Consider the following 13,445-nt stretch of genomic DNA (forward strand, 5'->3'; position numbering starts at 1 on the left):
CGGTCGCGCGCCTTGTGCGGCGCGGGGCCGGATGCTACGCGAAAGACCATCAGGCCCGCAGCACAAGGGCATAAGGAAAGACACATGACGCAGACCACCGCCGATATCGACCTGATCCAACGGATCATTCCGCACCGCTACCCCTTTTTGTTGATCGACAAGGTGGTCGATATCGAGGCCGGAATCTCTGCCCGCGGCATGAAGAACGTCACCTTCAACGAGCCGCATTTCCAGGGCCACTTCCCCGGCACGCCCATCATGCCCGGCGTCACCATCATTGAGGCGATGGCCCAGACCGCCGCCGTGATGGTGGGGGTCACGATGGACATGGCCGACAAGGATCTGCTGGTCTATTTCATGGCCATCGATGGCTGCAAGTTCCGCCGCAAGGTTGTCCCGGGCGACGTGCTGCATCTGGATGTAACGGTGACCCGCGGCAAGCCCGGCGGCAAGGTCTGGAAGTTCAAAGGCACGGGATCGGTCGAGGGCGAGATGGCCGCAGAGGCGGAGTTCACCGCGATGATGGACATGCCCAAGTGAGCGCCGACATCCACCCAAGCGCCGTGATCGAAGAGGGCGCGCAGATCGGCGATGGCGTCAGCATCGGGCCGTTCTGCTGCGTCGGTCCGAACGTGACGCTGGCGCGCGGCGTCGTGCTGAAAAGCCATGTGGTCGTCACAGGGCGGACCAGCGTCGGCGAGGACACGGTGATCTTCCCGTTCGCCTCCATCGGGGAGATCCCGCAGGACCTGAAATTCGGCGGCGAGGAGACCCGGCTGGAGATCGGCAAGCGCAACCGCATCCGCGAAGGCGTTACGATGAACACCGGCACCGAGGGCGGCGGCGGGCTGACCAAGGTCGGCGATGACTGCCTATTCATGACCGGTGCCCATGTGGCCCATGACGCGATCCTCGGCAACGGGATCATCGTCGCCAATCAGGGCGCCATCGCGGGCCATTGCATCATCGAGGACAATGTCATCATCGGCGGGCTGGCGGGCATCCATCAGTTCGTGCGCATCGGGCGCGGCGCGATCATCGGCGCGGTGACCATGGTGACCAATGATGTCATTCCCTACGGCCTTGTGCAGGCCCCGCGCGGCGAGCTCGATGGGCTGAACTATGTCGGGCTGAAGCGCCGGGGCGTGGACCGTGCGGATATCACTGCACTGCGCGCCGCCTACCAGATGCTGCGACAGGGGGATGGGGCGTTTCAGGACCGTGCCCGCCGCCTGTCCGAAGAGACCGACAGCGAATATGTGCGCGAGGTCGTCGAGTTCATCCTTGGCGACAGCGGGCGGTCCTTTCTGACGCCGCGCTGATGTTCGCGCTGGTCGCAGGCGAGGGCGCGCTGCCCGGCGTGCTGATCCGCAGGCTGGAGGCGGAGGGCCGCCCATTCCGCTACTGCGAGATGGAGGGCCACTCCAGCGATGCGCGCGGGGACAGGCCGATGATGCGCTTCCGGGTGGAGACGCTTGGCAGCTTCATCAACGACCTCAGATCCGTAGGCGTGGACCAGATCTGCTTTGCCGGTCGCGTCGCACGCCCGCGGCTGGACCCGTCTGCGATTGACAGCGCGACCATGCCGCTTGTCCCGCGGATGATGGCGGCCTTGCAGGCGGGCGATGACGGCGCGCTGCGGCTGGTGCTGGGCTTCTTCGAGGAAGCCGGGATCGAGATCATCGCGGCGCATGACCTGGCACCTGACCTGATCCCGGATGCGGGCGCGCATGGGATCGTGAAACCGTCCGATCAGGATAAGCGGGACGCGGACCGGGGTGTCGAGATCATCGGGGCGATGGCGAAGGTCGATGTGGGGCAGGCCTGCATCGTGGCCGGGGGCCAGGCGCTCGCCATCGAGGCCGCGGGCGGCACGGACTGGATGATGCGCTCGCTCATGGTTCGGCCCAAAGGGGTGGGCCATAAGGCGCTGACAAATGACAATGCGTGGGACGATCCCATCGGGCTTGCAGCGGATTGGCTGACCGGCACGGGCGAGGGCGCGCCGGGTGTCGACCGCGTGCGCGACCCGGACCTGCCGCAAGGGGGGCTTTTGGTAAAGGCCGCCAAGCCCGGGCAGGACCGCCGGGTCGATATGCCGACGATCGGACCGCTCACCTTCCTTCGCGCCGCAGAGGTCGGCTTGCGCGGCGTGGTGATCGAAGCGGGCGGGGTCATGGTGCTGGAGTTTGACCGGTGCGTCGAGATCGCCGACCGGCAAAACCTGCTCTTCTGGGTGCGCGAGTGAAGGTCTACCTGATCGCGGGCGAGCCCTCGGGTGACCGGCTGGGGGCAGCCTTGATGGCGGGGCTTCGCCAGCTTGACCCGGAGGTGCAGTTTCAGGGCATCGGCGGTCCGTTGATGGAGGCCGAAGGCATGGTCTCGCTCTTCGCGATGGACGAGCTGTCGGTGATGGGCCTGGCCGAGGTGCTGCCAAAACTGCGCACGCTGTTCAAACGGCGCGACGAGGCGGTGGTCGACGTGCTGGGCTCCGGCGCGGATGTGCTGGTCACCATCGACAGCCCGGATTTCTGCCTGCGCGTCGCGCGTAAGGTCAAGGAGGTCTCCGACCTGCCAATCGTGCATTACGTCGCGCCCTCGGTCTGGGCGTGGCGGCCCAAACGCGTTGAACGTCTCGTGGGCGTTGTGGATCATGTGCTGGCCCTGCTGCCGTTCGAGCCACCCTATATGGAGGCCGCCGGGATCGCGTGTGACTTCGTAGGCCACCCGGTCGTGGCGGAGCCTGTCGCGGACCTCCACGCCGCGCGGGACTTTCGCGCGGCCCATGGTCTGGGGGATGCGCCGCTGGTGCTGGCATTGCCGGGATCGCGGAAAGGCGAGGTCACGCGGCTGGGCGACATCTTTGGCGACACGTTGCGGCGGGTGGCAGAGGCCCGACCGGACGTCCGGGTGGTGGTGCCGGCCGCCGCCCCGGTCGCGTCGCTGGTTCAGGCGCAAGTGGCGCGCTGGCCGGGCAATCCCGTAGTGCTGGACCCGCGCGCCATGGACGCCGAAGCGGCGCTGGCAGAGAAGCGCGCGGCCTTTGCCGCCGCCGATGTGGCGCTCGCGGCGTCCGGCACCGTGTCGCTGGAGCTTGCGGCCAACGCGACCCCGATGGTGATCGCCTATGACATGAACTGGTTCTCGCGCCAGATGATCAAGGCGATGTTGCGGATCGACACGGTGACGCTGGTCAACCTTGTGTCCGAGACCCGCACCGTGCCGGAATTCCTGGGCGCCGATTGCAAGCCCGCCGATATCGCGCGCGCGGTAACGGAACTTTTGGGCTCCGGGCCCGACCGGGCGGCGCAGGCAGCGGCGGCGGAGATCACGATGGAGCGGCTGGGTCGCGGCGACGAGCCGCCGGGCCTGCGGGCCGCGCGGGTGGTCTCGCGGGTGGCCGGTGTCTAGGTGAACTCCGCAATCGCGCCACCGGTCAGCGCGATCAGATCATCGGGCGCGAGGGCGAAGATATGGCGCGGGGTGCCTGCGGCGGCCCAGATCACCCCGAACTCGGTAAGACGCGGGTCGATGAAGGCCCGGATCGGGCTCAGGTGGCCCACCGGCGAGACGCCCCCGATGGCAAACCCCGTCTGCGCCCGGATCAAAGCGGCGTCGGCTTTGCCCAAAGGCTCGCCCGCCAGCGCGCTGGCCTTGCTGGCATCGACCTGATTTCCGCCCGCGGTCAAGAATAACACGGCCTCGCCCGAGGTCTCACCACGGAAGATGATCGACTTGGCGATCTGGTCGACATGGCAACCGGCCTCCGCCGCGGCCTGAGCGGCGGTTCGGGTCAACTCGGTGGTCTCAATGATGATGATGTCCAGCCCCGCGGCCTCGAGTGCGGCGCGGACCCGTTTCAAACTCTTGCTCATGCGGCCAAGAGGTAGCATGTCGCGCGGGGCACGCAACCGGCGGTTGACGCCACCGAGCGGCGCTTCCATCGTGGCACTATGGCATTCAGTGACCGCATCTCCCGCAGCCCGTTGATCTATGATGAGACCGTCGCCGCCGATATCCGCGCGGAGTTCGGGGACGTGCCGGAGCCGCTCTGCGCGCTGCTTGAGGCCGCGGCGTCCTGCAGCGGCTATCTCGCGGGGCTGATGCGGCGGGAGGCGGAGTGGGTCCGGACGTTTGCGACCCATGAGGCCGACGCGCTTCGGGATGGCGTTTGGGCCGACATTGCCGCGGCGGAGGATTTGAAGCCCGCGTTTCGGCAGGCCAAGCGGCGGATCGCTTTGCTGACGGCGCTTGCCGATCTGGGCGGGCTCTGGCCGCTGGAGACCGTCACCCATTGCCTGACCGAGCTGGCCGATCGCTGCCTGCAGGTCGGTCTAAGCGCGCTTGTGGCCGCGCAAATCGCCCGCGGCGCGCTGCCGGGGCTCAAGCCCGAAGATGCCGAGACCGGCGGCGGGATGTGCGTGCTGGCGATGGGCAAGATGGGGGCGTATGAGCTGAACTACTCCTCCGACATCGATCTGATTTGCCTGTTCGATGAGAGCCGCTTTGCGCCTGACGACTACACGCAGGCCCGCGCGACCTTCGTCAAGATCACCCGGGCGCTGATGGGGATGATGTCGGATGTGACCGCCGACGGCTACGTGTTCCGCACGGATTTGCGTCTGCGTCCCGATGCCTCCGTCACACCCGTCTGCATCGCGATGGAGGCTGCAGAGCGCTATTACGAGAGCGTCGGGCGCACGTGGGAGCGCGCGGCCTTCATCAAGGCGCGGCCCTGTGCGGGGGACATCGCGGCGGGCGACGCGTTTTTGCAGCGGTTGGCGCCGTTCATCTGGCGCAAGCATCTCGACTTTGCCGCCATTCAGGACGCCCATGACATGCGTCTGCGTATCCGAAGCCACAAGGGCTTGGGCGGCGAGATGGCTCTGGAGGGGCACAACATGAAGCTCGGTGCGGGCGGCATCCGCGAGATCGAGTTCTTCACCCAGACCCGACAACTGATCGCGGGGGGGCGCGATGCGTCCTTGCGCGCGCGCGGCACGCTGGAGGGGCTGTCCTGCCTTGTCGATGCGGGGTGGATTCCCGCTGAGGCCGCGCAAGTACTGGCGGCATCCTATGTTGCGCATCGCGAGGTGGAGCATCGGCTGCAGATGATCGGGGACGCGCAGACCCATGACCTGCCGAAGAATTCGCAAGGGTTTGACCGCCTGGCGCGGTTCATGGGATTTGCGGAGACCGAAAGCTTTCGCGCGCGTGTGTTGGAGCGATTGGACCAGGTTGCCGCGGTCACAGACGAGTTCTTCGCACCGGAAGCGGATGAGACAGGCGGAGACGTACCGTCGGAATTGGAAAGCGCGCAAAGCTATCTGGAGCGCTGGCGCAGCCTTCCGGCCTTGCGCTCGGAGCGGGCGGTAACCCTGTTCCAGCGCGTCTTCCCGGGCGTGCTGGCACAGATGGCCCGCGCCCCGCGCCCGCGCGAAGCGATGGCGGAGTTCGAGCGGTTCCTGTCGGGATTGCCGGCAGGGGTGCAGGTGTTCTCGCTCTTTGACGCGAACCCGAAGCTTGCGGCGTTGATTGTCGAGATTTGCGCGACCTCGCCCGCTTTGGCAACCTACCTGTCGCGCAACGCCGCCGTGCTGGACGCGGTGATCGGCGGCGGCTTTTTCGCGCCGTGGCCGGGGGTAGACGCGCTGCGGGCGGAGCTGGCCGAGCAGATGCGCCAAGCGCCAGACTACGAGGCCAAGCTCGACACCGCGCGGCGCTGGCAGAAGGAATGGCACTTCCGGATCGGCGTGCATCACCTGCAGCAGCTTCTGGAGGCGGGCGATGTCGCGGCGCAATATGCCGATTTGGCGGAGGCCACGGTGAGCGCGTTGATGGCGGTGGTCACGGACGAGTTCGCCCGCAAGCACGGCCCGCCGCCAGGGCAGGGCGCGCTGGTTTTGGCGATGGGATCGCTTGGCGTGGGGCGATTATCGGCGGTGTCCGATCTGGACATGATCGTGATCTACGAACCGGGGGACGAAGAGATCTCAACCGGCCCGCGGTCTCTGCCCGTGCGCAGCTACTACGCGAAATTGACCCAAGCGCTGGTCACGGCATTGTCTGCGCCCATGGCGGAAGGGCGGCTCTACGAGGTGGATTTGCGCCTGCGCCCCTCGGGGCAGTCGGGGCCGGTGGCGACCTCGCTGGCGTCCTATGCGGGCTACCAGAAGGGCGAGGCCTGGGTATGGGAGCATCTGGCGCTGACCCGCGCCCGCCCGGTCTTTGGCGCGGCGGAGTTGCGCGCGCGGGTCGAAGAGGTGCGCGTGGATGTGCTGACCGATGGCTACCCGATCGAGCAGATCAAGCGCGAGACACAGGAAATGCGGGTCCGCCTGGCGGAGGCCGGGCGCGGGCGCGGCACGTGGGATGTCAAAGGCGGCCCCGGCGGCATGCAGGATGTCGAGCTGTGTAGCCAGGCCATCGGGCTGATGGCGCGCAGTGCTGCGCGGGGGCTGACGGAACAGCTGGACACGGGCGTGGATGCAGGGCTGATCACGACGGAGGACGCGGCGACGTTGGCGCAGGCCCATGATCTGTACTCCCGGGTGCAGCTTGCGGCGCGGCTTCTGACGGCCAAACCGCTGGACCCAGACGAGATCGGGGAAGGGGGCTTGCGCCTTTTGCTGCGCGAATGCGGGTGCGACAGTCTCGACGCGCTGGCCGCGCGGCTTGAAAATTGTCGCAAACAGGCGGCGGGGGTCGTGGACAAGGCGCTGTCCTAGGGCGTGGCCCGTGCTAAATTGCGCCGAGCGATAACAGGGGCGACCGGCATGGAGCTGCAGACAATCGACCGCAAGGGCCTGATCCGCGAGGCGTTCCGGATCGAGGGGATCACCAAGGGCGAGTGCCGCTCGATCTTTCTGGATTGGGCGCTGACCCTGCCGGACGGTTTGGCAGCGACGGACGCGATCCAGGCCCTTCTTGAAGCCTATGCGCTGGATGCTCAAACGCATCCCATGGGCGAGGTCCTGCGCGAGGGACTTTTGACGCCGCCGACCCCGCGCCGTCGCGGAGGGCGCGCAGCGCGCCTGTCTTCCAAGACATGAAAAAAGCCGCGTGCCCATTGGGCCACGCGGCTTAAAATTGGTGTCGTTCCGATTACTCGGCGCGGGCGTTTGCCGTGGCGGCGTCCATCCCGGCGGTGAAGCCTTTCAGCGACATGGTCAGCTCGACCACCTGATCGGGGGCCTGCGCGGGAACCACCGTGATCTTGGCGGCATTGCCGCGCTTGAAGGCTGCGACATCGCCATCGGTGAAGCCCACGCGGGCAAAGCAGCCGACTTGCGTGCAGAAGGTGAAGGGGTAGACCTTGGCCTGCCCGCCATCGACCGCCAGTTTCACCTGCTGGGTCAGCAGGGTTTCCAGCGGGGTCACGATGGTTGCGCCTGCGGCCAGCTGGTCGCCTTCGGGAAGCGGGAAGAGGTTTATCTCGGCCACGGAGTTGCCCTGCTGGTCGGACAGCAGCTGGTAGAGCTGGCAGGGATCCTTGGTGCCCTCGGGGGCCTTGATGCAGCGCAATTCCCAATCGCCGTGCTCGGAGATGCGGTAGGTCGTGCCGACCTCGATGATCTCTTGGCCGGTGCTTAGCCCGTCGGCGCGCTCGGTCGTCTCGCCCTCTGTGGGGGCCTCGGTTGTGGTTTGCGCGCCCGCGGCAGGGGCCTCTTCGGTGGTCTCGGTCGCGGTTTGCGCCACGGCGCCGGTCGACACGAAAGCGGCGATGGCCGCGCCAATCATCAGGGATTTAAGATACTCAGACATTGGGGTCCTGTTGCTCGGTTTTTGAAATTTGCGGAGGTTTAACATGGGCCGCAGCGAGTGTCAGGCGGGAAAACACATCGTTGCGCGGGGTCACGCTCTTTTCATGGTTGCTTGGTAATCAGGATGCCGTGGCGAGCGGGCGGTCTGACCTGGCATCTGACGTGAAAAAAGGGCCGGCTTGCGCTGACCCTTTTCCCGAATTGTCTTCTCCCTGTCGGACTAGGCCGACTTATATGCGAGACGTTATGGCGCGCGATGGCATGGGTCAACCGGAATTCTTTGAGATTTGATCACATCTTAGAGCGACCGGCTCACGTGGACAAAAAAAGGCCGTGTCCTTGGACACGGCCCAGTCGACAGGGAGGAAGTCATGCCAACGCACCGGTGCGTTTTCGGAGGAGATCTTCAAACGCGGCGCATCGCCATGCGGATCACTCTGGCACAAAGAAGTTAACAAGGTATTGTAGGTGCAAAGAAAACTTGCGCGAACATGGGTACGGGGGCGGTTTGATGGCTGATTTGGGTGGAATTTTCGTAGGTGGCGGCGGCGAAGGCTATACGGAGCCGCAGGAATTGCTGCTTAAATATGCCAACCGGCACGGGTTGATCGCGGGCGCGACGGGCACCGGCAAGACGGTGACGCTGCAAATTCTGGCCGAGAATCTGTCCAACGCCGGCGTGCCGGTCTTCATGTCAGATGTGAAAGGCGATCTGTCGGGGCTTGCGGCCTCCGGCTCGCCCGATTTCAAACTGCACGGCGCCTTTACCGAGCGCGTCCAGAAGATCGGGTTCACCGATTACACCTACACCGCGTTCCCCGTCACTTTCTGGGACATGTATGGCGAGAAGGGCCATCCGGTGCGCACCACGGTGTCCGAGATGGGCCCGCTGCTGCTGTCGCGGCTGATGGAGCTGAGCGAGGCGCAGGAAGGCATCCTCAACATCGCCTTCCGCGTGGCCGACGAAGAAGGCCTGCCGCTGCTGGACCTGAAAGATCTGCAGGCGCTGCTGGTATGGATCGGTGAGAATGCCAAGACGCTGGCGCTCCGCTACGGTTTCGTGTCGTCCCAGTCTGTCGGGGCGATCCAGCGGCGATTGCTGGTGCTGGAAAACCAGGGGGCGGCCGATTTCTTCGGGGAGCCCGCGCTGGAGCTTGAAGACATGTTCCATGTGGGCGCGGACGGGCGCGGGCAGATCAACATTTTGGCCGCCGACAAGCTGATGGGCGCGCCTCGTCTTTACGCAACCTTCCTGCTGTGGCTGCTGTCCGAGCTGTTCGAGACGCTGCCCGAGGTGGGCGACCCGGACAAGCCGAAATTCGTGTTCTTCTTCGACGAGGCGCATCTGCTGTTTGATGGCGCGCCGAAAGCGCTGGTCGACAAGGTGGAGCAGGTTGCGCGGCTGATCCGCTCAAAGGGGGTGGGCGTCTATTTCATTACGCAGAAACCTGCGGACGTGCCGGAGGACATTCTGGGGCAGTTGGGCAACCGCGTGCAGCATGCGCTGCGGGCCTTTACCCGCAAGGACCAGAAGGATCTGCGCTCGGCGGCCGACACGTATCGCGAGAACCCGCGCTTCGATATCGAGGACGCGATCAAGGAGGTGGGTGTCGGCGAAGCAGTGACGTCATTTCTGATCAAGAAGGGCATGCCGGGCGTGGCCGAGCGGACCCTGATCCGTCCGCCTTCCTCGCAGCTGGGGCCGCTGGATACCGCGTCGCGCAATGCCGCGATCGCGGGCTCGCCGGTGGCGGGTAAGTACGAGACGGTGCTGGATCGCAACTCGGCCTTCGAGATGCTCGCCAAGCGCGCCGCGGACGCGGCGAAAGCGGCAGAGGAAGCGGAGGCCAAGGAAGAGGAGATGGAGGCGCGGGACCGGGAGTATCAGACCGGGCGGCGCTATTCCGGGACGCGGGTGAAGCGGTCGACCTCGAAAACCAAGACGACGCGGACGCGCTCGCGACGCGGCGACTCTGTGGGGGAGGCCTTTGCGAAGTCGATGATGCGCTCCATCGGGACCAAGGCCGGGACCGCCATTGTGCGCGGGATCATGGGGTCGCTGTTCAAGGGCCGCTAGGCGGCGGGAAACTATTCAAAATAGTTTCCCGAAAATCATTTTGAATGATTTTCTATCGGATGAGGCGGACCGGGCGCTGGTTGCACAGGACGATGTATTGCTCGCCATTTTCAATGGCCTGAAAACCGCGCTCCTTGATCATCGCCTCAAACTGCGCCCGTCCCATGACCCGCTCCACATCGCGCACGGCGCGGCGGACGACCCCGCCGCGCTGAGCGGATTTCGTGGCAAAAAGCTGATTAAACCAAAGGTCAGGCGGAAGAAGTTTGAGCGTCTGGGTCATTGGGATGACCTAGCGCAGTATCTCTTGCATTTGTCTTAATCCGGATCGAGTTTTGCGAAGTCAAAGCTTTGCGGTGTGTGCCCTGCGATCTCTAGAAACAGCTTGCGGCGCACGGCTTCGGCAAAGGTGGCGCGGCTCTCGGCTGTGACCATGAAGGCGCCGGGGCCGCCGATGATGCGTTCCTGGTACTCGGCTTCCAGATTGCTGCCCGCGCGGCGACCGTCCTCCGGGCGAAGGATCGGCAGGGCGTTGATCGTGATCCCGGCCTCCAGCACCGCGGCGCGCGCGGTCGAGATATTCGGCCCCGAAGAATTGCGGATACTGTCGCCAGAGAAGTCGATGACAGCGCGAGGCGCGCGGATGTCATTGTCAGTGATCAGGCGCATCCCTTCCATCAACGCCGTGCCAATGGCGTTGCGCCCGAAGGCGCGTTGCGGCGTCGTCATCAAGGCGTCGGCAAAGGCAGTGGCACTGTCGGGGCCCGCGATGATTGTCCAGTCGACCACCTGGGCCGTGTTGGTCGCCCATTCGACATAAGTCACCGCGATGGAGCCATAAATCGAGCTTTCAATCGCGTCCAGCACCATCGGGTCGGTCAGCGCTTCCGCGTAGCCTTGGCGTTGAAACGCCAGCTCCTGCGCGTCGATGGAGCCGGAGGCGTCGGCAAGCAGCACCAGCTCCAACCCCGTCTCACGAAGCTGCTGGGCCTGAGCCGGGGCGGCGGAGAGCAGAAGGGTCATGATCAGAGAACGCAGCATGACCTAAGGGTAGCCAGTCGCGATCTTAAGGCAAGCGTTCTTCGGCCTTGGCCTGATCCCAAAGTGCGTCCATCTCGGCGAGGTCGCTGTCGGTGGGGCGTTTGCCGCGGGCGGCCAGCAAGGCCTCGACCTGCTCGAACCGGCGGGTGAACTTGGCGTTGGCGGCGCGCAGGGCGGATTCCGGATCCAGCCCCAGATGGCGGCCGAGATTGGCCATGACAAACAGCAGGTCGCCGAATTCTTCTTCGATCTCGGCCTGGGACAGCGTCTCGCGCGCCTCGACCAGCTCGCGGGACTCCTCGACGATCTTGTCGAGCACCTCGTCGGTGGACGGCCAGTCGAAGCCCACGCGGGCGGCACGTTTCTGCAGCTTCAGCGCCCGAAGAAGCGCGGGCAGGCCGATGGCGACACCGTCGAGCGTGCCGCCTTGATCCTTGCCCGCACGCTCGGCCGCTTTGATCTTTTCCCAATCAGCGGTCTGCTGTTCGGCGGACTTGTCGCGGCTCTCGTCGCCAAAGACATGGGGGTGACGGGCGATCATCTTGTCGGAGATGGCATTGGCGACCTCCGCAAAGTCAAAATGCCCCGCCTCCGTGCCCATCTGCGTGTGATAGACCGTTTGCAGCAGCAGATCGCCCAGCTCGCCCTTCAACTCATTCCAATCCCGGCGCTCAATCGCATCGGCGACCTCGTAGGCCTCTTCAATCGTGTAAGGCGCAATGGAGGCGAAATCCTGCTCGACATCCCATGGGCAGCCGGTCTCGGGGTCGCGCAGGCGGCGCATGATCTCGATCAGGCGGGCCATGGGCTGTGTGCTGTCATAGATCAGATCGGGCATTGCGCGGGCCTTGGGCTTGGGGAAGACTGCGCGCATCTAACCCCAAGGAGCGCGCCCATGCCACCCGTCAACCGCATCGCCGACTATGCCGAGGATATGAAGACCTGGCGGCGCTGGCTGCACCAGCATCCCGAGTTGCAATTCGAGTGTCACGAGACCGCAGGTTTCGTGGTTGAGCGGCTGCGGGAGTTCGGGATTAGCGAGATCCACGAGGGTATCGCGACAAGCGGCGTGGTGGCGATTATCGAGGGGCAGGGCGAGGGGCCGACGATTGGCCTGCGCGCCGATATGGACGCGCTGCCGATGCAGGAGACGACGGGGCTGGATTATGCCTCGAAAATTCCCGGCAAGATGCATGCCTGCGGCCATGACGGGCATACGACCATGCTGCTGGGGGCTGCGAAATACCTGGCGGAGACGCGGCGCTTCAAGGGACGGGTCGCGCTGATCTTCCAGCCCGCGGAGGAGGGCGGCGGCGGCGCGGGCGTCATGGTCGAAGAGGGGATCATGGACCGCTTCGACATCAAGGAGGTCTACGCGCTGCACAACACGCCAAGTGCGCCTTTAGGATCGTTCACGACGACGCCAGGCGCGATCATGGCCGCCGTTGATACGTTCCACATCCATATCGACGGGGTGGGCGGCCACGGGGCCTATCCGCACGAGACCCGCGACCCGGTCGTTGCGTGTCTGGGCATCTGCAACGCGATCCAGACGATTGTCTCGCGCAACCACCGCTCGCTGGATGATCTTGTGGTGTCGGTGACGCAAATCCATACGGGCAGCGCGGACAACATCATCCCCGACGGGGCTTATATCAATGGCACCGTGCGCACGTTTGATCCGACCGTGCAGGACATGGTGGAGCGTCGTTTGGGCGAGATTGTCGCGGGTCAGGCGGCAAGCTACGGCGTCGAGGCGCGGCTGTCCTATGAGCGCGGCTACCCGGCCACGGTCAACAATGGCGACAAGGCGATGTTCGCGGCGGACGTGGCGGCGGAGGTTGCGGGGGCTGCGGGCGTGGTACGTAATGGCGGGCGCGAGATGGGGGCGGAGGATTTCGCCTATATGCTGGAGGCCCGCCCGGGCGCGTACCTGTTCCTCGGCCAAGGGGAGGGCGCGGGGCTGCACAATCCGAATTACAATTTTAATGATGAGGCCGCGCCTTACGGTGCGTCGTTCTTTGCGCGGCTGGTGGAGACGGCGCAGCCTATTTGAGCGCCTGATAGTCCCGTTTGCCGTAAAGCAGCGGCGCGCCATCATTTCGGGCCACCGCGCGCACGGCGCCGATCATGACGTGGTGCGTGCCGATCCGCTCGTCCGAGACCAGTGTGCAGTCGAACCGCGCCAGCGCGGATTTCAGCCCGGGCGCGCCGGTTTGCATGGGCTCGAAGATCCCTGCGCTGAACTTGTCGCCGCCGGGGGGCGGTGTGCGGGAGGCGAATACATTGGCAATCTCGGTCTGATCGGCGCTCAACACGTTGATACAAAAGCACTTGTTGGCCATGATCGCGGGCGCGGCGGAGGTCTCGTGATGCAGGCAGACCAGCATCGTGGGCGCGTCGCCATCGGCAGAGACCGACGTGATCGCAGAGACCGTCGCCCCGGCGCGCCCCGCGTCGCCATCGGTGGTCACGATGGTGACCGACGAGACAAGCCCGCTCATCGCGTCCAGAAACGCGTCACGCAAGGGGGGCTGTTGGGATGATGTCATGGGAGCCTGCTC

The 13,445-nt window shown here is 65.3% G+C and carries 14 protein-coding genes; 8 read left to right on the forward strand and 6 right to left on the reverse strand.

Annotated features, from left to right (window positions below; all coding sequences use genetic code 11):
* Nucleotides 1-84: 84 nt before the first annotated feature.
* From fabZ to lpxB, 4 genes are read left to right on the forward strand one after another with little or no spacing between them, the layout of a single operon-like run.
* Nucleotides 85-540, forward strand: a complete 456-nt coding sequence (fabZ, locus tag C8N43_RS02715) for a 3-hydroxyacyl-ACP dehydratase FabZ (protein ID WP_107844138.1) — start codon at nt 85-87, stop codon at nt 538-540.
* Nucleotides 537-1,322, forward strand: coding sequence for an acyl-ACP--UDP-N-acetylglucosamine O-acyltransferase (gene lpxA, locus C8N43_RS02720; RefSeq protein WP_107844139.1), 786 nt, complete (start codon nt 537-539; stop codon nt 1,320-1,322). Before fabZ ends, lpxA begins: the two co-directional genes overlap by 4 nt.
* On the forward strand, nt 1,322-2,248 hold the full coding sequence (locus tag C8N43_RS02725) for an LpxI family protein (RefSeq protein WP_146174148.1): 927 nt from the start codon (nt 1,322-1,324) through the stop codon (nt 2,246-2,248). The genes lpxA and C8N43_RS02725 overlap by 1 nt, the downstream gene beginning before the upstream one ends.
* A complete protein-coding gene (gene lpxB, locus C8N43_RS02730) occupies nt 2,245-3,411 on the forward strand; it encodes a lipid-A-disaccharide synthase (RefSeq protein ID WP_107844140.1) in 1,167 nt (388 codons plus the stop codon). Before C8N43_RS02725 ends, lpxB begins: the two co-directional genes overlap by 4 nt.
* On the opposite strand, the gene C8N43_RS02735 is transcribed toward lpxB, so the two are convergent.
* The gene (locus C8N43_RS02735; protein ID WP_107846210.1) at nt 3,408-3,875 is read right to left on the reverse strand and encodes a YbaK/EbsC family protein; all 468 of its coding nucleotides are present in this window, start codon (nt 3,873-3,875) and stop codon (nt 3,408-3,410) included. The two genes, lpxB and C8N43_RS02735, sit on opposite strands and share 4 nt — an antisense overlap.
* Before the next feature lie 78 nt (nt 3,876-3,953).
* Between C8N43_RS02735 and C8N43_RS02740 the strand changes: the two genes are divergently transcribed.
* Together C8N43_RS02740 and C8N43_RS02745 are read left to right on the forward strand one after the other, a co-directional pair.
* Nucleotides 3,954-6,728 carry a bifunctional [glutamate--ammonia ligase]-adenylyl-L-tyrosine phosphorylase/[glutamate--ammonia-ligase] adenylyltransferase gene (locus C8N43_RS02740; RefSeq protein WP_107844141.1) on the forward strand — a complete coding sequence of 925 codons (2,775 nt, stop codon included), beginning with the start codon at nt 3,954-3,956 and terminating at the stop codon, nt 6,726-6,728.
* Between the two features lie 48 nt (nt 6,729-6,776).
* Complete coding sequence (locus C8N43_RS02745; protein ID WP_107844142.1) at nt 6,777-7,052, forward strand: hypothetical protein; 276 nt, start codon at nt 6,777-6,779, stop codon at nt 7,050-7,052.
* A gap of 52 nt (nt 7,053-7,104) precedes the next feature.
* Here C8N43_RS02745 and C8N43_RS02750 read toward each other — a convergent pair whose 3' ends face one another.
* The gene (locus tag C8N43_RS02750) at nt 7,105-7,764 is read right to left on the reverse strand and encodes an invasion associated locus B family protein (protein WP_107844143.1); all 660 of its coding nucleotides are present in this window, start codon (nt 7,762-7,764) and stop codon (nt 7,105-7,107) included.
* 510 nt (nt 7,765-8,274) lie between these two features.
* Here C8N43_RS02750 and C8N43_RS02755 point away from each other — a divergent pair.
* Nucleotides 8,275-9,840, forward strand: coding sequence for a helicase HerA-like domain-containing protein (locus tag C8N43_RS02755; RefSeq protein WP_107844144.1), 1,566 nt, complete (start codon nt 8,275-8,277; stop codon nt 9,838-9,840).
* 52 nt (nt 9,841-9,892) lie between these two features.
* On the opposite strand, the gene C8N43_RS02760 is transcribed toward C8N43_RS02755, so the two are convergent.
* Genes C8N43_RS02760 through mazG form a run of 3 tightly spaced genes read right to left on the reverse strand, consistent with a single transcriptional unit; the run spans nt 9,893 to nt 11,719 of the window.
* A complete protein-coding gene (locus tag C8N43_RS02760; RefSeq protein ID WP_107844145.1) occupies nt 9,893-10,123 on the reverse strand; it encodes an N-(5'-phosphoribosyl)anthranilate isomerase in 231 nt (76 codons plus the stop codon).
* 35 nt (nt 10,124-10,158) lie between these two features.
* Nucleotides 10,159-10,878 carry a DUF1194 domain-containing protein gene (locus C8N43_RS02765; RefSeq protein WP_107846211.1) on the reverse strand — a complete coding sequence of 240 codons (720 nt, stop codon included), beginning with the start codon at nt 10,876-10,878 and terminating at the stop codon, nt 10,159-10,161.
* 28 nt (nt 10,879-10,906) lie between these two features.
* Complete coding sequence (gene mazG / locus C8N43_RS02770; RefSeq protein WP_107844146.1) at nt 10,907-11,719, reverse strand: nucleoside triphosphate pyrophosphohydrolase; 813 nt, start codon at nt 11,717-11,719, stop codon at nt 10,907-10,909.
* Between the two features lie 57 nt (nt 11,720-11,776).
* Between mazG and C8N43_RS02775 the strand changes: the two genes are divergently transcribed.
* Nucleotides 11,777-12,937: a M20 aminoacylase family protein gene (locus C8N43_RS02775; RefSeq protein ID WP_107844147.1), complete on the forward strand. Its 1,161-nt coding sequence runs from the start codon at nt 11,777-11,779 to the stop codon at nt 12,935-12,937.
* Here C8N43_RS02775 and C8N43_RS02780 read toward each other — a convergent pair.
* Nucleotides 12,930-13,433, reverse strand: coding sequence for a flavin reductase family protein (locus C8N43_RS02780; protein ID WP_107844148.1), 504 nt, complete (start codon nt 13,431-13,433; stop codon nt 12,930-12,932). The genes C8N43_RS02775 and C8N43_RS02780 overlap by 8 nt on opposite strands.
* Nucleotides 13,434-13,445 lie beyond the last annotated feature (12 nt).

It is taken from the genome of Litoreibacter ponti, from assembly GCF_003054285.1.
In the GTDB taxonomy this organism is placed as follows: Bacteria; Pseudomonadota; Alphaproteobacteria; order Rhodobacterales; family Rhodobacteraceae; genus Litoreibacter; species Litoreibacter ponti.